Origin of the sequence: Streptomyces winkii (genome assembly GCF_032248595.1) — a bacterium.
In the GTDB taxonomy this organism is placed as follows: domain Bacteria; phylum Actinomycetota; class Actinomycetes; order Streptomycetales; family Streptomycetaceae; genus Streptomyces; species Streptomyces winkii.
In genome coordinates, this window is sequence record NZ_JASTTH010000002.1 from 816,169 (window position 1) to 837,530 (window position 21,362).

Here is a 21,362-nt window from a genome sequence, read left to right on the forward strand (position 1 = left end):
TTGGTCCAGCCGTGATCATGGGGTTCTCTATCGCCCTCATCGTCTTCAGTTTCCTGCTGGCGCTGCTGGTTCTGATGCACAAGGGGAAGGGCGGCGGCCTCTCCGACATGTTCGGCGGCGGCATGCAGTCGTCCGTCGGCGGCTCGTCGGTCGCCGAGCGCAACCTGGACCGGCTGACCGTGGTGGTCGGGCTGCTCTGGTTCGCGATCATCGTCGTGCTCGGCCTGCTGATGAAGCTCCAGAGCTGAGCTGACAGCGCGCGCGGGCATGCGGGGCCGTGCCCTGTTCGCCCGCGCCGGCACCGTGCCACGGTCCTGCCGGGCCATGCGGCCGTCCCGCCTGCCGGCTCGCGCGCCGCCGCGCCCTGCCGCCGCCCCGGTGCCCGCCTCCGGCCTTGCAAGGACAGCCGCAAGTTCGCGAACCCGGCCTATCATGAGGCTCGCGTCCGGAGCCGACGCAGTAACTCCGGTCACTGGACGCGCGTTGGGCCCTACGTACACTAGGGCGCCCGCGACGGACTCATCGTCGATGTTCCGCGGCACCGCGAGGCAGGGAGTTACGACCGTGGCAAGTGGCAACGCGATCCGGGGAAGCCGGGTCGGGGCGGGGCCTATGGGGGAGGCCGAGCGAGGCGAGTCGGCGCCGCGCCTGCGCATCTCCTTCTGGTGTTCCAACGGGCACGAGACTCAGCCCAGCTTCGCCAGCGACGCGCAGATCCCCGAGACCTGGGACTGCCCCCGCTGTGGCTTCCCGGCCGGCACGGACGAGGAGAACCCGCCGGACCCGCCGCGCACCGAGCCGTACAAGACCCACCTCGCGTACGTGCGCGAGCGGCGCAGCGACGAGGACGGCGAGGCGATCCTGGCCGAGGCCCTCGCGAAGCTCCGCGGCGAGATCTGACTCCCGGTCCTCGTCCCTCCTCTCGCTCCTCTCCGTCCTTCGCCGTCCGCCGTCTTCTGCTGCCCGCATCCCGGTCGCCAGTGCGGTGCGCGAGGCCGGATCGCACGTGAATTAGGTTGGTGTGCGGCGTATTCAGGACGAGGAGAAGGTGACGACCGCCGATGAACGCAGCACGCCGCACCCGGCTCGATCAGCTGCCCGAGTGGCACGCGCTGGCCAAGCACCGTGAGGAGTTCGGCGACACACATCTGCGCACGCTCTTCGCCGAGGACGAGCGACGCCCCGAGCGGTACGGCCTCCAGGTGGGCGATCTGCACCTGGACTTCTCCAAGCATCTGATCGGCGACGACACCCTCCGGCTGCTGGCGGATCTGGCCGCCGCCACCGGCGTCGCGGACCTGCGGGACGCCATGTTCCGCGGCGAGAAGATCAACATCACCGAGGACCGGGCCGTCCTGCACACGGCGCTGCGGGCGCCCGTCTCGTCCGGGGTCACGGTCGACGGGCAGAACGTGGCGCGCGACGTGCACGCGGTGCTCGGCAGGATGGCGCTCTTCGCGGGCAAGGTGCGCGACGGCGAGTGGACCGGGCACACGGGCAAGCGGATCCGCAACGTCGTCAACATCGGAATCGGCGGCTCCGACCTCGGTCCGAAGATGGCGTACGAGGCGCTGCGTCCTTACACGAAGCGGGACTTGGACTTCCGGTTCGTCTCCAACGTGGACGGCGCCGACCTGCACGAGGCCGTCCGGGATCTCGACCCCGCCGAGACGCTCTTCATCGTCGCGTCGAAGACCTTCACCACCATCGAGACGATCACCAACGCCAAGGCGGCCCGCGAGTGGCTGCTCGCGGGGCTCGGCGGCGCGCAGGAGGCGGTCGCGGCGCACTTCGTCGCGGTCTCGACGAACGCGGAGAAGGTCGCGGAGTTCGGCATCGACACGGAGAACATGTTCGAGTTCTGGGACTGGGTCGGCGGGCGCTACTCGTACGACTCGGCCATCGGGCTCTCCCTCATGGTCGCCGTCGGCGCCGACCACTTCGGCGAGATGCTGAGCGGCTTCCACCTGGTCGACGAGCACTTCCGCACGGCGCCCTTCGAGGCCAACGCACCGATGCTGATGGGGCTCCTGGGCATCTGGTACGGCAACTTCTTCGACGCTCAGTCGCACGCCGTGCTGCCCTACAGCCACTACTTCTCGCAGTTCACCGCCTACCTCCAGCAGTTGGACATGGAGTCCGACGGGAAGTCCACGGACCGCGAGGGCCGTCCCGTCAACTGGCAGACGGGCCCGGTCGTATGGGGCACACCCGGCACCAACGGTCAGCACGCGTACTACCAACTGCTGCACCAGGGCACCAAGATGATCCCCGCCGATCTCATCGGCTTCGCGCGCCCCGCACCGGGGCTGGGTGAACTGGCCGGGCAGCACGACCTGTTGATGGCGAACCTCTTCGCACAGGGGCAGGCCCTCGCCTTCGGCAAGACCGCGGAGGAGGTACGAGCGGAGGGCGTCCCCGAGGCGCAGGTGCCGCACCGGACCTTCCCCGGCAACCGGCCGACCACGACGATCCTTGCCGAGGAGCCGTCCCCGTCGGTACTCGGGCAACTCGTCGCGCTCTACGAGCACAAGGTCTTCGTGCAGGGCGCCGTGTGGGACATCGACAGCTTCGACCAGTGGGGCGTCGAGCTGGGCAAGGTCCTCGCCAAGCGGCTCGAACCGGCGCTGACGAGCGGTGCGGACGTCGAGGGTCTCGACGCCTCGACCTCGTCGCTCGTCGGCCGCTACCGGAGGCTGCGCGGCCGCTGATCGCCGGCACTGGGTTCGCGGTGCGGGGCCCGGTGGGAGGCGGGCCCGCTGCGCCTTCGCGCCCGGGTGCTGGATTCGTACGCGACGGCGAGGCGGGGACGGCTTCCCATCAGCCTTTTTCTTGCGCAAGGGCGGCCGCGCCGAGCCGCCCTTTCTTTCCTGTTCGAATTCACGGACCGGTAGCGGAAAAACGCCAGGGTGCCGGGCCCAAGACATGCCTTGACAAGGGGTGAAGCGGGACCTCACAGTGGGCGCTACGCACAACGCAACAGGATGCGTTCTCTGCGTAAAACATCGATCCGAACCTTATTGCGCCGTGTTGAGGGCTCGCCACAAGTGCGCCCTGCGAGCGTAATTCGTCCTGCCCGTACAACCGTCAATTCACGGCGGCTGTACGGGCAGGAGCTCGCTTGATCGGAAGAATTCTGCGCAATTCACGGAGCCGGCCGAAGCAGCCGGTCTGTCAGGTGAGTCCGCAGAAAGTCCCGCACATGAGAGCAAGTGCCTATCAGTGACTGGAAAGGGTGAGTGCCAAGTGACACAGACCGCTGTCGAGACGCCGTTGCAGGTGCTTGAGCATGAGCCTTACCTCCAGATCACATGGCGCGACAAACAGACCCCCGCCCGCGGCTTCGTCGTGATCGACGAGCTGGTGACGGGCATCGCCACCGGCGGTCTGCGTATGCGGCCGGGATGCACAATCGGTGAGGTGAGTGAACTCGCCCGTGAGATGACCCTGAAGATGGGCGCTTTCGGAATTCACGTCGGCGGCGCAAAGGGCGGCATCGATTTCGACTCCGAGGACCCGCGAGCCGACGAGGTGCGGGAGCGGTTCCTCCAGGCGGTCCGGCCGCTTCTCGAACGGTTCTGGGTAACCGCGGGAGACCTCGGTACGCAGCAGGAGCAGCTCGACCGGGCCTTTTCCAGGGTCGGCATCGACGAGACCTCTTTCCACGCCGCCGTCGTCCGTTCCCCGGACGCGGCCGAGGCGCGCTCGCGCATCCAACAGGCCTTCACCACAAGGACGGAGGGCCTGCTGCTGTCGGAGCTGATCGGCGGCTTCGGCGTCGCGGAGGCCGCTCTGGCGGCCCTGGAGCACCGGTCGGTCCCCGCCGCGACGGCACGCGCGGTCGTGCAGGGCTTCGGTGCGATGGGCGGATCCACCGCGCTCTACCTCGCGCAAGCCGGGGTGAAGATCGTCGGGATCACGGACGCACACGGCTTGATCCTCAACACCTCGCGGGGTCTGGACGTCGAACTCCTGCTGTCCGCGCGGAGCACGGGCGGCGTCATCGACCGGTCCGTACTACGCGAGGACGACGTGGAGCGGCCCGGCGACGAGTGGCTGGACCTGGACGTGGACGTGCTGGTTCCGGCCGCCGTCGGCCACACGATCACGGCCGCCAACTGCGACCGGATCAAGGGGAGTCTCGTCGTGGAGGCGGCCAATGTCCCCACCACTCCCGAGGCCGAGCAGCGTCTCCTGGAGCGAGGGGTCACGGTGATTCCCGACTTCATCGCCAACACCGGTGCCGCCGCCGGTGCTTGGTGGGTCATCCTCGGTGAGGTCGTCAGCCCCGCCGGCGCGTGCACCCGGCTGTCCGAGCAGATCCGCCCGCTGGTCCGCGACCTCATGAGCCGGGCCGACGGGTCCGCGCTGTCGGTGCGGACCGAAGGGATCCTGTTCGCGAGGGAGAACTCGCAGCGGATGATCGACGAGTACGGGGGCGCGGTCGCCTTCCGCGAACTCTTCCCCGACATGACGCAGGGGCAGTCCACCCTGGGCGACGAGGAGCCGGAGGCCGTAGACCGTACCGCCCTGGACGTCACGGAGGCCGTCGTGCACCCGCCGAACGGTGGGTTCTCGGAGGCGGCGGACCTGACGGAGTCTCCCGTGGAGACCGGAAGGCAGCCGGCCGCGGCGTTCCCGGCCTACTACCCCGGCCCGGCCGAAGACACGGTCGACGGCCAGCCCTGATCCCGCTCACCACCCTCTGATGACGACGCCGCCCTGCGGCCGGTCTCCCCGGTCGCAGGGCGCCGTCTTGTCCGCTCGCCTTCGGCGACCTCACGAGGGGACACCTTCCAGGACTGCGAATACCTTGGCCCCTCGCCGCGGATGTACGTCACCGCATGCGCGGCGCCGGCCTGTGCCGCCGCAGCGCTGCTGCTGTGCTGGATGCCCGCCCGGGGTCTGCGGACACGCGGTGAGCGGACGACGGGCACCGGGCGCGGACGCCTCGCCGCGGCGGCCTGCCTCGCTCCCGTTCCGCTGCCGGCCGAACTCGCTTTCCTGTACTGGACGTTCACTCCCGACCGGCGGACGGCACGGGCTGTTCGGGCCTCGGCCTGCTCGCCCCGGCCTGAGAGGCGTCCCCGACGGGAGTCAGGACAGCGGCGGGTAGAGGTCCTTCGGGAGCTTGGCCGCCGCCGCGTCGTCGAGGAGCCAGAGCGTACGGCTGCGTCCGTACGCTCCCGCCGCCGGCGCCTGCACCTCGCCCGCGTCCGACAGGGCGAGAGCCACCGCGTGCGCCTTGTCCTCGCCCGCCGCCAGCAGCCACACCTCGCGGGCCGCCCGGATCGCGGGCAGCGTCAGCGAGATGCGTACGGGCGGCGGCTTGGGGGCGCCGTGGACGCCGACGACCATGCGCTCCGTCTCGCGCACGCCCGGGTGCTCGGGGAAGAGCGAGGCCACGTGCGTGTCGGGGCCCACGCCCAGCAGCAGCACGTCGAAGGACGGGACGGACGCGTGGTCCTCCGGGCGGGAGGCGGACGCCAGTTCGGCCTCGTAGGCCTCGGCGGCGGCCTCCACGTCGTTGCCGTACGCGCCGTCCGACGGCGCCATGACGTGCACGCGCGCCGGGTCGAGCGGCACGGAGTCCAGGAGCGCCTCGCGCGCCTGTGTGACGTTGCGCTCCGGGTCGCCCTCGGGGAGGAACCGCTCGTCGCCCCACCACAGTTCGAGCCGTGAGAAGTCGATGGAGTCACGGCCGGTCGAGGAGGCGAGGGCGGACAGGAGGCCGTTGCCGTTGCGCCCGCCCGTCAGCACGACCGAAGCGCTTCCGCGTGCCGACTGGGCGTCGACGATGCGCGCGACGAGCCGCGCGGCGGCCGCCCGGGCCATCTCGTCCTTGTCGCGGTGCACGAAGACCTGGGCGGCGGCGGTCACTTCTTCGACGCCTTCTTCGCGGGCGACCTGGCCGCCTTCTTCGCCGCGCCGGGCTGCTTCGCCGACTCCTGCTCGGGTTGCGCACGGCCCCGCGGCGGCCCGCCGCCCCGCCCGCCCGTACCGCTACCGCCGCCCGAGCCCGAACCCCTGCCGGAACCCGTGCCCTTGGCGGACTTCTTCGTGCCGAACTGCACCGCCGACGCGTACGCCTCGTCCGGGTCCAGACGGCGCAGCTCCTCCGCGATCAGCTCGGCCGTGCCGCGCCGGTGCAGCGCCACATGGCGGTCGGGCTGGGCAGGGACGGCCAGTTCGGCGAGCGAGCCGTCCGCCCGGTCCAGGCAGATGTCGCCGTCGGCCGTCCCCATCCGTACGGCGGTGATGCCGGGGCCGTCGGTGACCTTGCGCTCCACCGGCACGTTCAGCCGCTCGGTCAGCCACATCGCGAGCAGCTCGCTCGACGGGTTCTGGGCCTCGCCCTCGACGACCGCCGAACGCACCTTCAGCGACTGCTGATCGAGGCCCGCGGCGAGGACGCTCCGCCACGGCGTCAGCCGCGTCCACGACAGGTCGGTGTCGCCGGGCGCATACGTCTCGCCGCGAAGCCTCAGCGCCTCCATCGGGTCCTCCGCGGCGGCGGCGTCGGTGATGCGCCGCTGGGCGAGAGTCCCGAGCTTGTCCTCGGAGGGCTTCTCGGGCGCGTCCTCGGGCCACCACACCACGACGGGCGCGTCGGGCAGCAGCAGCGGAAGCACGACGCTGTAGGCGTGCGAGGCCAACTCGCCGTGCAGGCGCAGCAGTACGGTCTCCCCGGTGCCCGAGTCGCTGCCCACCCGCACCTCGGCGTCGAGCCTCGCCGTGGCGCGGTCGCGCGGCGAGCGGCCGGGACGCCGGATGACGGCGAGGATGCGCGAAGGGTGCTCCTTGGACGCCTCGCTGGCGGCCTTCAGCGCGTCGTAGTGGTTGCCCTCGTCGGTGACGATGACCAGCGTGAGGACCATGCCGACGGCGGGGGAGCCGATCGAACGGCGGGCCTGGACGAGGGTCGTGTTGATCTGGCCGGAAGTGGTGTCCGTGAGGTCGATGTTCATGGCCGGCGCCAGCTCCGTCCGTCGCGTGCGAGCATCTCGTCGGCGGCCTCGGGGCCCCAAGTGCCGGCGGCGTACTGCTCGGGCTTGCCGTGCTTGTCCCAGTAGTGCTCGACGGGGTCGAGGATCTCCCAGGACCTCTCGACCTCCTGATGGCGCGGGAAGAGGTTCGCGTCGCCGAGCAGCACGTCGAGCAGGAGGCGTTCGTAGGCCTCCGGGCTGGACTCGGTGAAGGACTCGCCGTACGCGAAGTCCATGGTCACGTCGCGGATCTCCATCTGCGTGCCGGGCACCTTCGAGCCGAACCGGATGGTGATGCCCTCGTCCGGCTGGACGCGGATGACCAGGGCGTTCTGGCCGAGCTCCTGGGTGTCCGTGGCGTCGAACGGCGAGTGCGGGGCGCGCTGGAAGACGACCGCGATCTCCGTGACGCGGCGGCCGAGGCGCTTGCCCGTACGCAGATAGAACGGCACGCCCGCCCAGCGGCGGTTGTCGATCTCCAGGCGCATCGCCGCGAAGGTGTCGGTGTTCGACTTCGGGTCGATGCCCTCCTCCTCCAGATAGCCGCGCACCTTCTCGCCGCCCTGCCAGCCCGCCGCGTACTGCCCGCGGACGGTGTGCTTGCCCAACTCCCGGGGAAGCCGTACTGCGTTGAGCACCTTGAGCTTCTCGGTGACCAGGGCCCTGGCGCCGAAGGACGCCGGCTCCTCCATGGCCGTGAGGGCGAGGAGCTGGAGCAGGTGGTTCTGGATGACGTCCCGCGCCGAGCCGATGCCGTCGTAGTAGCCCGCGCGGCCGCCGATGCCGATGTCCTCGGCCATGGTGATCTGCACGTGGTCGACGTAACTGCGGTTCCACAGCGGCTCGAACATCGTGTTGGCGAAGCGCAGCGCCAGGATGTTCTGGACGGTCTCCTTGCCCAGGTAGTGGTCGATGCGGAAGACCTGGTCGGGGTTGAAGACGTCGTGCACGACCGCGTTCAGCTGCTGGGCGCTCGGCAGGTCGTGCCCGAAGGGCTTCTCGATGACGGCGCGCCGCCACGAGCCCTCGCCGCTCTCCGAGAGGCCGTGCTTCTTCAGCTGGGAGACCACGGTGGGGAAGAACTTCGGCGGCACGGAGAGATAGAAGGCGAAGTTGCCGCCCGTACCTCGGGACTTGTCCAGCTCCCCGATGGTCGACTTGAGGTTGCGGAAGGCGTCGTCGTTGTCGAAGACGCCGGGCACGAAGCGCATCCCCTGGGACAGCTGCTTCCAGACCTCCTCGCGGAACGGGGTGCGCGCGTGCTCCTTGACGGAGTCGTGCACGACCTTCGCGAAGTCCTCGTGCTCCCAGTCCCTGCGGGCGAAGCCGACGAGGGAGAAACCCGGCGGGAGCAGGCCGCGGTTCGCGAGGTCGTAGACGGCAGGCATCAGCTTTTTCCGTGACAAATCACCCGTGACGCCGAAAATGACCAGTCCGGACGGTCCCGCGATGCGCGGGAGCCGCCGGTCCAGAGCGTCACGCAGCGGATTGGCTGCGTCGGTCAACTCCCTTACGCCTCCTTCGGCGTGAGGCGCTTGAGCTCCGCCTCGGTGGAAGACAGCAGTTCGTTCCAGGACGCCTCGAACTTCTCGACGCCCTCGTCCTCCAGCACCTGCACGACGTCGTCGTAGGAGATGCCGAGTGCGGCGATGTCGTCGAGCACCGCCTGGGCGTCCGCGTAGCTCCCGCGCACCGAGTCGCCGGTGATCTCGCCATGGTCGTCGGCGGCCTTCAAGGTGGCCTCCGGCATGGTGTTGACCGTGTTCGGCGCGACCAGTTCGGTCACGTAGAGGGTGTCCGGGAGCGAGGGGTCCTTCACGCCCGTCGAGGCCCACAGCGGGCGCTGGCTGTTGGCGCCGGCGCGCTCCAGCACCCGCCAGCGCTCGGGCGGTTCGGCGGAGGCGTCGGCGGGGCCGAAGACCTGCTCGTACGCCTGGTAGGCGAGACGGGCGTTGGCGACGGCGGCCTTGCCCTTGAGCTGCTTGGCCTCGTCGGTGCCGATCGCGTCCAGCCGCTTGTCGATCTCCGTGTCGACACGGGAGACGAAGAAGGACGCGACGGAGTGGATCGCCGAGAGGTCCATGCCGAGGGCCTTGGCCTTCTCCAGCCCGGCCTGGAAGGCGTCCATGACCTCGCGGTACCGCTCCAGCGAGAAGATCAGCGTGACATTGACGCTGATGCCCTTGCCGATGGTCTCGGTGATCGCGGGGAGGCCCGCCTTCGTCGCGGGGATCTTGATGAACGTGTTGGGACGGTCCACCAGCCAGGCCAGCTGACGCGCCTCGGCGACGGTCGGCTTGGTCTTGTGGGCCAGCCGCGGATCGACCTCGATGGAGACGCGGCCGTCCTTGCCGCCGGTGGCGTCGAAGACGGGGCGCAGCACGTCCGCGGCGTCCCGCACGTCGGAGGTGGTGATCATGCGCAGCGCCTCCTCGACCGTGACGCCGCGCGAGGCGAGGTCGGAGACCTGCTGGTCATACTTGTCGTCGGAAGAGATCGCCTTCTGGAAGATCGTCGGGTTCGTGGTGACGCCCACCACGTGCTGCTCGTCGATGAGTTCGCCCAGGTTGCCCGATGTGATCCGGTGACGGGACAGGTCATCCAGCCAGATCGCGACGCCTTCGTCGGAGAGGCGCTTGAGAGCGTCTGTCATGGGAATTGCATCTCCTGCTTGTCGTAGCTTCGCTGTAGTGCCGGGGGCGGGGCGTCAGCGGGACGCGGCCTCCAGTGACTCCCGGGCGGCGTTGATGACCGCCTCGGCAGTGAGGCCGAACTCCCGGTAGAGCGTCTTGTAGTCGGCGGACGCGCCGTAGTGCTCCAGCGAGACGATCCGTCCCGCGTCACCGACGTACCGGTGCCAGGTCAGACCGACGGCCGCCTCGACCGCCACCCGCGCCCGCACGGTCGGCAGCAGCACGGTGTCCTTGTACGCCTGGTCCTGCTCCTCGAACCACTCGACGGACGGCATCGACACGACCCGCGTACGCACACCCTCCGCCTGGAGGACATCGCGGGCCTCGACGGCCAGCTGCACCTCCGAGCCCGTGCCGATGAGGATCACCTGCGGCTCGCCGCCGTCCGCCTCGAACCTCACGTAACCGCCCTTGGCGGTCTCGTGGTTCGGCTCGTAAGTCGGCACGTTCTGCCGGGTCAGCGCCAGACCGTGCGGTGCGGGCTTGTCGGCGTGCCGGCGCAGCACCTCGCCCCAGGCGATCGCCGTCTCGTTCGCGTCGGCGGGACGGACGATGTTCAGGCCCGGGATGGCGCGCAGCGCGGGCAGGTGCTCGACCGGCTGGTGGGTCGGACCGTCCTCGCCGAGGCCGATCGAGTCGTGCGTCCACACGTACGTCACCGGCGCCTGCATCAGCGCCGCGAGGCGGACCGCGGGACGCATGTAGTCGGAGAAGGTGAGGAAGGTGCCGCCGTAGACGCGGGTGTTGCCGTGCAGCGCGATGCCGTTCATGGTCGCGCCCATGGAGTGCTCGCGGATGCCGAAGTGCAGGGTGCGGCCGTAACGGTCCGCGCCCGGCAGCGGGTTGCCCTCCGGCAGGAACGAACTCTCGTCGAACGTCGTGTTGTTGGAGCCCGCCAGGTCGGCCGAACCGCCCCACAGCTCGGGGATCTTCGAGCCGAGAGCCTTGAGCACGGCACCGGAGGCCTTGCGTGTGGCCATGTCCTTGCCGGCCTCGAAGGAGGGCAGCGCCTTCTCCCAGCCGTCGGGCAGGTCGCCCGCGCGGATGCGGTCGAACTCGGCCGCGCGCTCGGGGTTCGCCGAACGCCACTCCGCGAAGTGCTTCTCCCATTCCGCGCGCATCTCGCGGCCGCGGTCCCACGCCTTGCGCGCGTGCTCCAGCACGTCCGTGCCGATCTGGAAGTGCTGCTCGGGGTCGAAGCCCAGGACCTTCTTGGTCTTGGCGACCTCTTCCTCGCCGAGGGCCGCACCGTGCGCCGCCCCGGTGTTCTGCGCGTCCGGCGCGGGCCAGGCGATGACGGAGCGCACCGCGATGAAGGACGGACGCGAGGTCTCGGCCTTCGCCGCCTTGAACGCCCTGTACAGCGCGCGCGGATCGAGGTCGCCGTTGGGCAGCGGGTCGACGCGCTGGACGTGCCAGCCGTACGACTCGTACCGCTTGACGGTGTCCTCGGAGAAGGCCGTCTCGGTGTCGCCCTCGATGGAGATGTGGTTGTCGTCCCACATCACCACGAGGTTGCCGAGCCGCTGGTGGCCCGCGAGCGAGGACGCCTCGCCGGAGACGCCCTCCTGGAGGTCGCCGTCGCTCGCGAACGTCCAGATGGTGTGGTCGAAGGGGGACTGTCCGGCGGCCGTGTCCGGGTCGTACAGGCCGCGTTCGTAACGCGACGCCATCGCCATGCCCACGGCGTTGGCGACGCCCTGGCCCAGCGGACCGGTCGTCGTCTCGACGCCCACGGTGTGGCCGTGTTCGGGGTGGCCGGGCGTCTTGCTCCCCCAGGTGCGGAAGCTCTTGAGGTCGTCCAGCTCCAGGCCGTAACCCGCGAGGTAGAGCTGGATGTAGAGCGTCAGGCTGGAGTGGCCGACGGAGAGGACGAACCTGTCGCGGCCCGGCCAGTCGGGGTCGGACGGGTCGTGCCGCATCAGCTTCTGGAAGACCAGGTAGGCCGCGGGAGCGAGCGCCATGGCCGTGCCCGGGTGGCCGTTGCCGACCTTCTGCACGGAGTCCATGGCCAGAACCCGGACGGTGTCGACAGCCCGCTGGTCCAGATCGGTCCATTCGAGATCTGTTGTGGTCGGCTTCGTGCTCACCCTGGGTCAGGGCTCCTCTCGCGAATCGGTGTCCGGTGCCGTTGCGCTCACCGGCGGTGTCGAGCGTACCCCTGTGCTTCGCCCATCTCTCCGGGTGCTCACCAACGGCGCACCGACACTTACGGCAACAACTCGTCGCGGGGCGCGATTCCCCTGGGACCGGGGCCTGTTCCGCAGATACGGGCGGACCGGGGGCCCGGTCCGCACCCCTTCCGCATCGGGTCCGCACCCGGTCCGGGGAGGCGCGGGGAGCGCCGCCGGACCCCCCGCGCGGTGCGGACCACGGGGCCGTCTAAAGTGGCGTGGTACGCGCGAGCCTTACGGAATGTGCACCGTTCACGTGCAGCGTCCGCGCTCGCATTCATGAAGTGATCAGGGGTGTTCGTGACGGCCGTCGGATCCCGTCCTGCGGGGGTGCTCGAGACCAGCACCGTGGAGCGGTCGTTCGCAGCCCGGCTCGGGGCGTACGTCGCGCTGACCAAGCCGCGCATCATCGAACTGCTCCTCATCACCACGATTCCGGTGATGTTCCTCGCCGCGCAGGGCGTCCCGGACCTCTTGCTCGTCGTGACCACGTGCGTCGGCGGCTATCTCTCGGCGGGCGGCGCCAACGCCCTGAACATGTACGCCGACCGCGACATCGACGCGCTCATGCACCGCACGGAGAACCGCCCGCTGGTGACCGGAGCCGTCACCCCGCGTGCGGGGCTGGTCTTCGGGCTGAGCCTGGCGGTCGTCTCCACGCTGTGGTTCGGACTGCTCGTCAACTGGCTCTCGGCGGCGCTCTCCCTGGGCGCACTGCTCTTCTACGTACTCGTCTACACGCTGGTGCTCAAGCGGCGCACCTCGCAGAACATCGTGTGGGGAGGCATCGCGGGCTGCATGCCCGTCCTCATCGGCTGGTCCTCGGTGACGAACGAGGTCAGCTGGGCCGCCGTCATCCTCTTCCTCGTCATGTTCTTCTGGACGCCGCCGCACTACTGGCCGCTGTCGATGAAGGTGCGCGAGGACTACGCGCGCGTCGGCGTGCCGATGCTCCCGGTCGTCGCGACCAACTCCGCGGTGGCACGCCAGATCGTGCTCTACAGCTGGGTGATGGTCGCGGTCTCGCTGCTGCTGTGGCCGCTGGGGTACGTCGGCTGGTTCTACACCGCGGTCGCCCTTGCGTCCGGCGGCTGGTGGCTGTGGGAGGCGCACGGGCTGCTGGCGCGGGCCAAGTCCGGGGCGACGGGCGCGAAGCTGAAGGAGATGCGCCTCTTCCACTGGTCGATCACGTACGTCTCGCTGCTGTTCGTCGCGGTCGCGATCGATCCCTTCCTGCGCTGAGGCGGCGGGCTCGGCGCGAGGCGCCGGGCCGTACACGGACTGGACAAGCGTGAGGGCCCGGACCAGTGACGGTGGTCCGGGCCCTCACCGCTTCCGGCCCCGGCACGAAGCGCTCGGAGCGGGCGGGCTCAGGCTCCCGCGGAGCTCGCCGCCTGCCCGCCGAGCTGGATGCCCGCCATGCGGTTCCACTCGTAGGGGCCCGTCTTCACCTTCTCGGCCATCTCTCCGGCGAAGGACTCGTGCACGGTGATGCCCGCCCGCTCGGTGGCCAGCCGCGCCGTCTCCACCGAGGGGGCCATCAGATCGCCCCAGCTCCCGTCGGCGCCGACGAGGGAGATGCGGGCACCGGTCTGCCCGACGTACGCGATCTGCCCCTCCGCGCTGCCGCCGTGCCGCTGCGCGAACGCAGTGATCTCCTTGGCGAGCTTGGCCGCCCGCTTGCTGCTGTCTGCCATGCCACGATGCTACCGGCGGGTATACGGCGCGGCCACGGCCCGCCCGGCCGCGAGACCGAGACCACACGGGGCCGTCACCCTCGCAGCCCGAGCCCGCCGGCGAGCGGCGGGGTTCCCACGGGAGGCGGCGCTGTCAGTGGCGGGCCCTAGGGTCGCCGCATGATCAATGGTGGACACGTCGTCATCTACAGCCGCGACGCGGAGGCCGACCGCGCCTTCTTCAGGGATGTGCTGGAGTATCCGCACGTGGACGCGGGAGGCGGCTGGCTGATCTTCAAGCTGCCGCCCGCCGAGGCCGCCGTACACCCCGCGGACGGCGCCGAAGCGCACGAGTTCTACTTCATGTGCGACGACGTCGACTCGACCGTCGCCGAACTGAGCGCCAAGGGAGTCGAGTTCACGCAGCCGGTCACCGATGCCGGGTGGGGCCGCCTGACGAGGTTCCGGCTGCCGGGAGGGGGCGAGGTCGGGATGTACGAGCCGCGGCACGAGCGGGCCACCGGGCTCTGAGGCGCACGCCCGGTCCGGCCCAAGTCCGGCCGCCTCTGCCGGAGTTACGAGCGGTGAGGCGCGGCCGCGGACCTGTCCTGCCCGCCGTCCCCGGTGGCGGGAGCGGGCACCCGGGCCTGCGTCGCGGCCGGTGCCGCGGCCACGGCGGCACCGGACTCCCGCCCCGTCGCGGCATCGCCCTCCGTCGCGGCGCCGGGCACCGGCCCGCGCTCCCGCAGCGACAGCAGCAGCCGCAGCACCGCGATCCACACCAGCGCCGACCCCAGCAGGTGCAGCCCGACCAGGACTTCGGGCAGCTCCGTGAAGTACTGGACGTAACCGATGACGCCCTGCGCGAGCAGCACGATCAGCAGCTCGCCCGCCCTCCGCCGCGGGCCCGCCGGTGCGTCGAACGCACGCAGCACGAGCCAGACCGCCAGCGTCAGCGCGACAACGATCCAGGCCAGGGCGGCATGCACCTGTGCGGCCGTCTCCAGGTTCACGGGCATGCGCGGCACCTTGCTGCTGTCGCCCGCGTGCGGCCCCGCACCCGTGACGACGGTGCCCGCGGTGACCAGCGCACCGGCGGCGGCCGTCAGGACCAGCACCAGCTTCCGTACCGACGGGCCGGCCAGCGGGCGTGGCGGCGCATCGCCCTCGCCGGCCCGCAGCCAGGTCAGGGCGGCGACGGTGAGCAGCCCGGTGGCGAGCAGGAAGTGCCCCGCGACCGTGTACGGATTGAGCCCGGTCAGCACGGTGACCCCGCCGATGACGGCGTTGCCCATCACGAGCCAGAACTGCGACCAGGCCAGCCGGCTCAGGCCGCGGCGGCGGGGCTTCGCGGCGCGCGAGGCGACGATGGCCCAGCCGACGGCGGCGCTCAGCACGTACGTCAGCATCCGGTTGCCGAACTCGATCGCGCCGTGCACGCCCATCTCGGAGGTGGCGTAGAGGCTGTCGTCGCTGCACTTGGGCCAGGTGTCGCAGCCCAGCCCGGAGCTGGTCAGCCGCACGGCGCCGCCGGTCACGACGATGACGACGCCCATCACGAGGGCCGAGAGCGCGGCCCGCCGGACGGTGCGCGGGTCGGGCGTCCAGCGCTTGGCGATGTACGCGATCGGATTGCGTACGAGTTCGAGCAGGTTCGGCACGAGAGGCACGGGAGACATCGTACGGGCGAGCTTGTGCGCGCATTCACGAGGGGTGGGGCCGACCCGACTCGTGGGCGGGGGCGCTCACTTCGGCCGGAGGCCGCGCCCTCCCGGTTCTTCGGGCTCCCGTACCAGGAAAGCGCTCACTCCTGCTCGAAGAATCACTCCCACTTGAAGAAGGCCGCCGCGGCACCGAGCCCCGCCACCGCCCACGCGGCCAGCACGCCCAGCCCGCCCCAGGGCACTCCGGACCCGTGCTGGAGCACGTCGCGCAGACCGTCGGAGAGCGCGGAGATCGGCAGCAGGCCGAGCACCCCCTGCACGCCCTCCGGGAACCGCTCCAGCGGGACGATGACGCCGCCGCCCACGAGCAGCAGGATGAAGACCAGGTTGGCGGCGGCGAGGGTGGCCTCGGCCCGCACCGTCCCCGCGAGGAGCAGCCCGAGTCCGGAGAACGCGGCCGTCCCGAGGAGCAGCAGCAGCGCCACCGCCGGCAGCCCGCCCTGCGGCGACCAGCCCAGGGCGAGCGCGACCGCGGTCAGCAGCAGCACCTGGAGCGCCTCGACGACCAGCACGGAGCAGGTCTTCGCCGTCATCAGCCCCCAGCGGGGCAGCGGGGAGACCCCGAGCCGCTTGAGCACGCCGTACCGCCGCTCGAACCCGGTGGCGATGGCCTGGCCCGTGAACGCGGTGGAGAGCACGGCCAGCGCGAGGATGCCGGGGGTGAGGAAGTCGACGCGGGAGCCGCCGCCCAGATCGACGACGTCGACCGCGCTGAAGAGCACCAGCAGCAGCGTCGGGATGACGACGGTGAGGAGCAGCTGCTCGCCGTTGCGCAGCAGCATCCGCGTCTCCAGGGCGGCCTGCGCGCCGATCATGCGCCACAGCGGCGCCGCGGCCGGGGCGGGAGTGAAGGTGCCGGCGCTCACGAACGAAGCTCCTTGCCTGTGAGTTCGAGGAAGACGTCCTCCAGCGTGCGGCGCTCGACGGAGATCCGGTCGGGCATGACGCCGTTCTGCGCGCACCACGAGGTGACCGTGGCCAGCAGCTGAGGGTCGACGGTGCCGGTGACGCGGTAGCCGCCGGGGACGAGCTCTGCCGCGGCGGTCTTGTCCGGAAGGGCCTTGAGCAGGGACGTCAGGTCGAGCCCGGGGCGTCCGGTGAAGCGCAGCGAGTTCTCGGCGCCGCCGCGGCACAGGTCGTCCGGCGAGCCCTGGGCGACGATGCGGCCGTGGTCGATGATGACGACGTCGTCGGCCAGCTCCTCGGCCTCGTCCATGTGGTGCGTCGTGAGGACGACGGTGACGCCGTCGGTGCGCAGAGCGCGCACCAGGTCCCAGGTGGTCCGGCGTGCCTGCGGGTCGAGACCGGCGGTCGGCTCGTCGAGGAAGACCAGCTCGGGGCGTCCGACGACGGCCATGGCGAGCGAGAGCCGCTGCTGCTGTCCGCCGGAGAGGCGCCGGTAGGGCGTACGGCCGCAGCTGCCCAGACCGAGGGTGTCGACGAGCGCGTCGACCGGGAGCGGATTCGCGTACAGGCCGGCCATGTGCGCGAGCATCTCCTCGGCGCGGGCGCCCGAGTACACCCCGCCGCTCTGGAGCATGACCCCGATGCGGGGACGGAGCCGGCGGGCGTCGGCGACGGGGTCGAGCCCCAGGACCCGTACGGTGCCGCCGTCCGCTCTGCGGTAGCCCTCGCAGGTCTCGACGGTGGTGGTCTTGCCCGCCCCGTTGGGGCCGAGGACCGCCGTGACCGTGCCGTACGGGACCGACAGGCCGATTCCGTCGACCGCTGTCTTCTTGCCGTACCGCTTCACCAGGCCCGCGACCTCGAGAGCCCCACCGCTTCCCATATGGGGGAGTCTAGAGATTCCCAAGTGCCTTGCGCGGTCCGGGGTTGGGATGCGTGACAGACGTCTTGTGCCGGGCGGCGGCGCGGGCCGTGGGCGGCCGGTAAGGCTGCCCTTACGTGACGCAGGCCATCCAGCCAGGTCAGGACGCGGCTTGCCGCGTCCCGGAGAATTACGCAACAATGACGTTGTGAAAAAGACGGCTGAGGGGCACGAGACGCGATCGGCGGCCGGAGCGGCCGCCGGCGGTTCGTCGGTGTCCGGGCCGGAGGGTCAGTCCGCAGCGTCCGCGGGTCAGTCCGGGGCGTCCGGCCACGACGAGCAGCATGGCACGCGCAACAGGGTCGCCCGCTCCATTCTGGACCACGGCCCTTCCACCGCCGCGGAGTTGGCGCTGCGTCTGGAGCTGACCCAGGCGGCAGTCCGCCGCCACCTCGACTCACTGGTGAGCGAGGGAGTCGTCGAGCCCCGCGAGAAGCGGGTCTACGGCTCCCGGGGCCGCGGCCGCCCCGCCAAGGTCTTCGCGCTCACCGACTGCGGCCGGGACGCCTTCGACCAGGACTACGACAAGCTCGCCGCGGACGCTCTGCGGTGGATAGCGCAGAGCGCCGGCGGCGGCGAGCGCGGCGCCGCGGCGGTGGCGGACTTCGCCCGCGCCCGCGTGGCGGCGCAGGCCGAGCAGTACAGACGCGAGCTGGAGCGGGTGCCGCGCGAGGAGCGCACCCGGGCGCTGGCCGAGGCGCTGACCAAGGACGGGTACGCTGCCACTGCGCGCAGCGCCCCCGCTTCCGCCGGTGCCCCCGCGGGAGAGCAGCTCTGCCAGCACCACTGCCCGGTGGCGCACACCGCCGAGCAGTTCCCGCAGCTGTGCGAGGCGGAGACGGAGGTCTTCTCCCGACTGCTCGGCACCCACGTCCAGCGGCTGGCGACCATCGCCCACGGCGACGGGGTGTGCACCACCTTCGTGCCGCAGACCCTGGGATCAGCCGTGTCCGCGGAGCGGAGAGTCCTGGATGGATCCCCGCCGCGGCCCCGTACCGTCACAGAGACCGGCAGCAAGGCAGTCGGCTCCGCCGCCGGTGAGGCCCCGGGCAGGACCGCCGCGTCCGGCGACGAGGCAGGCAGGACCCATGTGAGCAAGACCGACAAGAGCAAGACAGGCAAGAGCGAGACCAAGGCGAGCAACGCCACCACAGCACCAGCGAACACCGCCGGGAGGAACCCCGCATGACCTCACCTACGGAGACTGCTCACCCCGAACTCGAAGGGCTGGGCAACTACGAGTACGGCTGGGCCGACTCCGACGCGGCCGGCGCCGCGGCGAAGCGCGGTCTCTCCGATGAGGTCGTCCGCGACATCTCGGGGAAGAAGAACGAGCCGGACTGGATGCTCAAGCTCCGCCTGAAGGGGCACCGGCTCTTCCAGAAGAAGCCCATGCCCAACTGGGGCTCGGATCTCTCCGGCATCGACTTCGACAACATCAAGTACTTCGTCCGCTCCACGGAGCAGCAGGCCCAGACGTGGGACGACCTGCCCGAGGACATCAAGAACACCTACGACAAGCTCGGCATCCCGGAGGCGGAGAAGCAGCGCCTGGTCGCCGGGGTCGCCGCGCAGTACGAGTCGGAGGTCGTCTACCACCAGATCCGTGAGGACCTGGAGCAGCAGGGCGTCCTCTTCCTCGACACGGACACGGCGCTGCGCGAGCACCCGGAGATCTTCCAGGAGCACTTCGGCACCGTCATCCCGCCCGGCGACAACAAGTTCGCCGCGCTCAACACCGCGGTGTGGTCGGGCGGTTCCTTCATCTACGTGCCGCCGGGCGTGCACGTCGACATCCCGCTCCAGGCCTACTTCCGCATCAACACCGAGAACATGGGCCAGTTCGAGCGGACGCTGATCATCGTCGACGAGAACGCCTACGTGCACTACGTCGAGGGCTGCACGGCTCCGATCTACAACTCGGACTCGCTGCACTCCGCCGTCGTCGAGATCATCGTCAAGAAGGGCGGCCGCTGCCGCTACACGACGATCCAGAACTGGTCGAACAACGTCTACAACCTGGTCACCAAGCGTGCGGTGGCCTACGAGGGCGCGACCATGGAGTGGGTCGACGGCAACCTCGGCTCGAAGGTCACCATGAAGTACCCGGCCGTCTACCTGATGGGCGAGCACGCCAAGGGCGAGACGCTCTCGGTCGCCTTCGCGGGCGAGGGCCAGCACCAGGACGCCGGCGCGAAGATGGTGCACATGGCGCCCCGCACGTCCTCCAACATCGTCTCCAAGTCCGTCGCCCGCAGCGGCGGCCGTACGTCCTACCGCGGCCTCATCGAGATCGCCGAGGGCGCCGAGGGATCGAAGTCCAACGTGCTGTGCGACGCGCTGCTCGTGGACACGATCTCCCGTTCGGACACGTATCCGTACGTCGACGTGCGCGAGGACGACGTGACGATGGGCCACGAGGCCACCGTCTCCAAGGTCAGCGACGACCAGCTCTTCTACCTGATGAGCCGGGGGCTGTCCGAGGACGAGGCCATGGCGATGATCGTCCGCGGCTTCGTCGAGCCCATCGCGAAGGAGCTGCCGATGGAGTACGCACTCGAGCTCAACCGGCTCATCGAGCTTCAGATGGAGGGCGCGGTCGGCTGACCGGCACGCACCGTCCCATCGCCCAGCGCGCGGGCTGCGAGCGCGCACCCGTTCCGCACGTCACCGAGTGTGCGGGGCCGGGAGGACCGATCCCGGCACCGCACACAGCCCAGAGCCGGGCGAGGCGACCGAAGGCAGAAAGAGAGCACGACGACAGTTATGGCCGAGGCTCAGAAGATTCCAGCGGGTTCCACCGCCGTGGGCGGCATCGCGGTGGCGGCTGAGTCCACCGTCGCCACGCGGATGAGCGCACCGCCCTCCTTCGACGTGGCGGACTTCCCCGTGCCGCACGGCCGCGAGGAGGAGTGGCGCTTCACTCCGATCGAGCGGCTGAAGGGGCTGCACGACGGCACGGCCGAGGCGTCGGGCTCGCTCAAGGTCGAGGTCGACGCGCCGGAGGGCGTGACGGTGGAGACCGTGGCGCGCGACGACGCCCGCGTCGGCCGGGCGGGCAAGCCGGTCGACCGGGTCGCCGCGCAGGCGTTCTCGTCCTTCGAGAAGGCCTCGGTCGTCACGGTGCCCAAGGAAGCCGTGCTGAAGGAGCCGGTGCGGGTCTCCCTGCACGGCGAGGGCGGCGTCACCTACGGGCACACGATCTTCGACGTCAAGGACTTCGCCGAGGCGGTCATCGTCATCGACCACACCGGCGACGGCGTGCGGGCGGCCAACGTCGAGTTCGTCCTCGGCGACGGCGCCAAGTTGACCGTGGTCTCCGTGCAGGACTGGGACGACACGGCCGTTCACTGCTCCCAGCACAACGCGCTGGTCGGCCGGGACGCCACCTTCAAGTCGGTCGTCGTCACCTTCGGCGGCGACGTCGTGCGCCTCCACCCCCGCGTGAACTACGCGGGCCCGGGCGGTGAGGCGGAGTTCTACGGCCTGTACTTCACCGACAACGGCCAGCACCAGGAGCACCGCCTCTTCGTCGACCACGACAGGCCCAACTGCCGCAGCAACGTGGTCTACAAGGGCGCCCTCCAGGGCGAGGAGGCCCACGCGGTCTGGATCGGCGACGTGCTGATCCGCGCCGCCGCCACCGGCACCGACACGTACGAGCTGAACCGCAACCTCGTCCTGACGGACGGCTCGCGGGTCGACTCGGTGCCCAACCTCGAGATCGAGACCGGCGAGATCGTCGGCGCGGGCCACGCCTCGGCCACCGGCCGCTTCGACGACGAGCAGCTCTTCTACCTCCAGGCCCGCGGCATCCCGGAGCAGGAGGCGCGGCGGCTGGTCGTGCGGGGCTTCTTCGCCGAACTCGTCCAGCAGATCGGCCTGCCGGACGTGGAGCAGCGCCTCATCGAGAAGATCGAGGCGGAGCTGGAGGCGTCCGTATGAGCGGCGAAGGCTTCGTGCGAGTGGCGGCGCTCGGCGAGCTGGAGGAGGACACCCCCAAGCGGGTGGAGCTCGAAGGCGTGCCGGTCGCGCTCGTCCGCACGGAGGGAGAGGTGTTCGCGGTCAACGACATCTGCTCGCACGCGAACGTCTCGCTGTCCGAGGGCGAGGTCGACGACTGCCAGATCGAGTGCTGGCTGCACGGCTCCAGCTTCGACCTGCGTACGGGCAAACCCTCGGGCCTGCCCGCGACCCGCCCCATCCCCGTATACCCCGTCAGAATCGAAGGCGAAGGGCCCGACGCGGCCGTGCTCGTCTCCGTCACACAGGAGTCCTGAA

19 protein-coding genes are annotated in these 21,362 nt (G+C 70.5%); 10 read left to right on the top strand and 9 right to left on the bottom strand.

The features are described 5' to 3' along the window. Positions 1 to 17 precede the first annotated feature (17 nt). The 4 genes from secG to QQM67_RS07855 all read left to right on the top strand — a co-directional run bounded on the left by secG (position 18) and on the right by QQM67_RS07855 (position 4,689). Positions 18 to 248: a preprotein translocase subunit SecG gene (gene secG, locus QQM67_RS07840; protein WP_314172859.1), complete on the top strand. Its 231-nt coding sequence runs from the start codon at positions 18 to 20 to the stop codon at positions 246 to 248. Positions 249 to 564: 316 nt separating this feature from the next. Beyond that, complete coding sequence (locus tag QQM67_RS07845) at positions 565 to 900, top strand: RNA polymerase-binding protein RbpA (RefSeq protein WP_314172860.1); 336 nt, start codon at positions 565 to 567, stop codon at positions 898 to 900. A gap of 161 nt (positions 901 to 1,061) precedes the next feature. Next, positions 1,062 to 2,711 (top strand): glucose-6-phosphate isomerase, encoded by a 1,650-nt coding sequence (gene pgi, locus QQM67_RS07850; protein WP_314172861.1) that lies wholly within the window; start codon positions 1,062 to 1,064, stop codon positions 2,709 to 2,711. 535 nt (positions 2,712 to 3,246) lie between these two features. Then, positions 3,247 to 4,689: a Glu/Leu/Phe/Val dehydrogenase dimerization domain-containing protein gene (locus tag QQM67_RS07855; RefSeq protein WP_314172862.1), complete on the top strand. Its 1,443-nt coding sequence runs from the start codon at positions 3,247 to 3,249 to the stop codon at positions 4,687 to 4,689. A 408-nt stretch (positions 4,690 to 5,097) separates the two neighbouring features. On the opposite strand, the gene pgl is transcribed toward QQM67_RS07855, so the two are convergent. Genes pgl through tkt form a run of 5 tightly spaced genes read right to left on the bottom strand, consistent with a single transcriptional unit; the run spans position 5,098 to position 11,769 of the window. Next, entirely contained in the window at positions 5,098 to 5,880 is a 783-nt protein-coding gene (gene pgl / locus QQM67_RS07860) for a 6-phosphogluconolactonase (protein ID WP_314172863.1), read from the bottom strand. Then, complete coding sequence (opcA, locus tag QQM67_RS07865) at positions 5,877 to 6,968, bottom strand: glucose-6-phosphate dehydrogenase assembly protein OpcA (protein WP_314172864.1); 1,092 nt, start codon at positions 6,966 to 6,968, stop codon at positions 5,877 to 5,879. Before opcA ends, pgl begins: the two co-directional genes overlap by 4 nt. After that, positions 6,965 to 8,491, bottom strand: a complete 1,527-nt coding sequence (gene zwf / locus QQM67_RS07870) for a glucose-6-phosphate dehydrogenase (protein ID WP_314172865.1) — start codon at positions 8,489 to 8,491, stop codon at positions 6,965 to 6,967. The genes opcA and zwf overlap by 4 nt, the downstream gene beginning before the upstream one ends. Before the next feature lie 5 nt (positions 8,492 to 8,496). Further along, entirely contained in the window at positions 8,497 to 9,639 is a 1,143-nt protein-coding gene (tal, locus tag QQM67_RS07875; protein WP_314172866.1) for a transaldolase, read from the bottom strand. Positions 9,640 to 9,693: 54 nt separating this feature from the next. Then, the gene (gene tkt / locus QQM67_RS07880) at positions 9,694 to 11,769 is read right to left on the bottom strand and encodes a transketolase (protein ID WP_314172867.1); all 2,076 of its coding nucleotides are present in this window, start codon (positions 11,767 to 11,769) and stop codon (positions 9,694 to 9,696) included. Positions 11,770 to 12,153: 384 nt separating this feature from the next. Between tkt and QQM67_RS07885 the strand changes: the two genes are divergently transcribed. Beyond that, positions 12,154 to 13,095: a heme o synthase gene (locus QQM67_RS07885; RefSeq protein ID WP_314172868.1), complete on the top strand. Its 942-nt coding sequence runs from the start codon at positions 12,154 to 12,156 to the stop codon at positions 13,093 to 13,095. 128 nt (positions 13,096 to 13,223) lie between these two features. Here the strand turns inward: QQM67_RS07885 and QQM67_RS07890 are convergent, their stop codons facing one another. Beyond that, positions 13,224 to 13,550: a hypothetical protein gene (locus QQM67_RS07890; protein WP_314172869.1), complete on the bottom strand. Its 327-nt coding sequence runs from the start codon at positions 13,548 to 13,550 to the stop codon at positions 13,224 to 13,226. Positions 13,551 to 13,709: 159 nt separating this feature from the next. On the opposite strand from QQM67_RS07890, the gene QQM67_RS07895 reads away from it, so the two are divergent. Then, positions 13,710 to 14,060 carry a VOC family protein gene (locus tag QQM67_RS07895; RefSeq protein WP_314172870.1) on the top strand — a complete coding sequence of 117 codons (351 nt, stop codon included), beginning with the start codon at positions 13,710 to 13,712 and terminating at the stop codon, positions 14,058 to 14,060. Between the two features lie 44 nt (positions 14,061 to 14,104). Here the strand turns inward: QQM67_RS07895 and QQM67_RS07900 are convergent, their stop codons facing one another. The 3 genes from QQM67_RS07900 to QQM67_RS07910 form a co-directional block, all read right to left on the bottom strand. Continuing rightward, entirely contained in the window at positions 14,105 to 15,208 is a 1,104-nt protein-coding gene (locus tag QQM67_RS07900; protein WP_314172871.1) for a COX15/CtaA family protein, read from the bottom strand. A gap of 143 nt (positions 15,209 to 15,351) precedes the next feature. Then, the gene (locus tag QQM67_RS07905; protein ID WP_314172872.1) at positions 15,352 to 16,119 is read right to left on the bottom strand and encodes an ABC transporter permease; all 768 of its coding nucleotides are present in this window, start codon (positions 16,117 to 16,119) and stop codon (positions 15,352 to 15,354) included. Further along, a complete protein-coding gene (locus QQM67_RS07910) occupies positions 16,116 to 17,042 on the bottom strand; it encodes an ABC transporter ATP-binding protein (RefSeq protein WP_314172873.1) in 927 nt (308 codons plus the stop codon). The genes QQM67_RS07905 and QQM67_RS07910 overlap by 4 nt, the downstream gene beginning before the upstream one ends. A 187-nt stretch (positions 17,043 to 17,229) precedes the next feature. On the opposite strand from QQM67_RS07910, the gene QQM67_RS07915 reads away from it, so the two are divergent. From QQM67_RS07915 to QQM67_RS07930, 4 genes are all read left to right on the top strand, one after another. After that, positions 17,230 to 18,270 carry an ArsR family transcriptional regulator gene (locus tag QQM67_RS07915; RefSeq protein WP_399065703.1) on the top strand — a complete coding sequence of 347 codons (1,041 nt, stop codon included), beginning with the start codon at positions 17,230 to 17,232 and terminating at the stop codon, positions 18,268 to 18,270. After that, a complete protein-coding gene (gene sufB, locus QQM67_RS07920; RefSeq protein ID WP_314172874.1) occupies positions 18,267 to 19,688 on the top strand; it encodes a Fe-S cluster assembly protein SufB in 1,422 nt (473 codons plus the stop codon). The genes QQM67_RS07915 and sufB overlap by 4 nt, the downstream gene beginning before the upstream one ends. A 159-nt stretch (positions 19,689 to 19,847) precedes the next feature. Continuing rightward, a complete protein-coding gene (gene sufD / locus QQM67_RS07925) occupies positions 19,848 to 21,026 on the top strand; it encodes a Fe-S cluster assembly protein SufD (RefSeq protein WP_314172875.1) in 1,179 nt (392 codons plus the stop codon). Further along, on the top strand, positions 21,023 to 21,361 hold the full coding sequence (locus tag QQM67_RS07930) for a non-heme iron oxygenase ferredoxin subunit (protein ID WP_314172876.1): 339 nt from the start codon (positions 21,023 to 21,025) through the stop codon (positions 21,359 to 21,361). The genes sufD and QQM67_RS07930 overlap by 4 nt, the downstream gene beginning before the upstream one ends. Position 21,362: the final 1 nt, after the last annotated feature.

Bases quoted from the DNA above. Each gene is read 5' to 3' on its own strand.
- QQM67_RS07890 (WP_314172869.1), bottom strand. From the start codon at position 13,550: ATGGCAGACAGCAGCAAGCGGGCGGCCAAGCTCGCCAAGGAGATCACT.
- opcA (WP_314172864.1), bottom strand. From the start codon at position 6,968: ATGAACATCGACCTCACGGACACCACTTCCGGCCAGATCAACACGACC.
- sufB (WP_314172874.1), top strand. From the start codon at position 18,267: ATGACCTCACCTACGGAGACTGCTCACCCCGAACTCGAAGGGCTGGGC.
- pgi (WP_314172861.1), top strand. From the start codon at position 1,062: ATGAACGCAGCACGCCGCACCCGGCTCGATCAGCTGCCCGAGTGGCAC.
- QQM67_RS07930 (WP_314172876.1), top strand. From the start codon at position 21,023: ATGAGCGGCGAAGGCTTCGTGCGAGTGGCGGCGCTCGGCGAGCTGGAG.
- secG (WP_314172859.1), top strand. From the start codon at position 18: ATGGGGTTCTCTATCGCCCTCATCGTCTTCAGTTTCCTGCTGGCGCTG.
- QQM67_RS07910 (WP_314172873.1), bottom strand. From the start codon at position 17,042: ATGGGAAGCGGTGGGGCTCTCGAGGTCGCGGGCCTGGTGAAGCGGTAC.
- tal (WP_314172866.1), bottom strand. From the start codon at position 9,639: ATGACAGACGCTCTCAAGCGCCTCTCCGACGAAGGCGTCGCGATCTGG.
- QQM67_RS07900 (WP_314172871.1), bottom strand. From the start codon at position 15,208: ATGTCTCCCGTGCCTCTCGTGCCGAACCTGCTCGAACTCGTACGCAAT.
- sufD (WP_314172875.1), top strand. From the start codon at position 19,848: ATGGCCGAGGCTCAGAAGATTCCAGCGGGTTCCACCGCCGTGGGCGGC.
- QQM67_RS07895 (WP_314172870.1), top strand. From the start codon at position 13,710: ATGATCAATGGTGGACACGTCGTCATCTACAGCCGCGACGCGGAGGCC.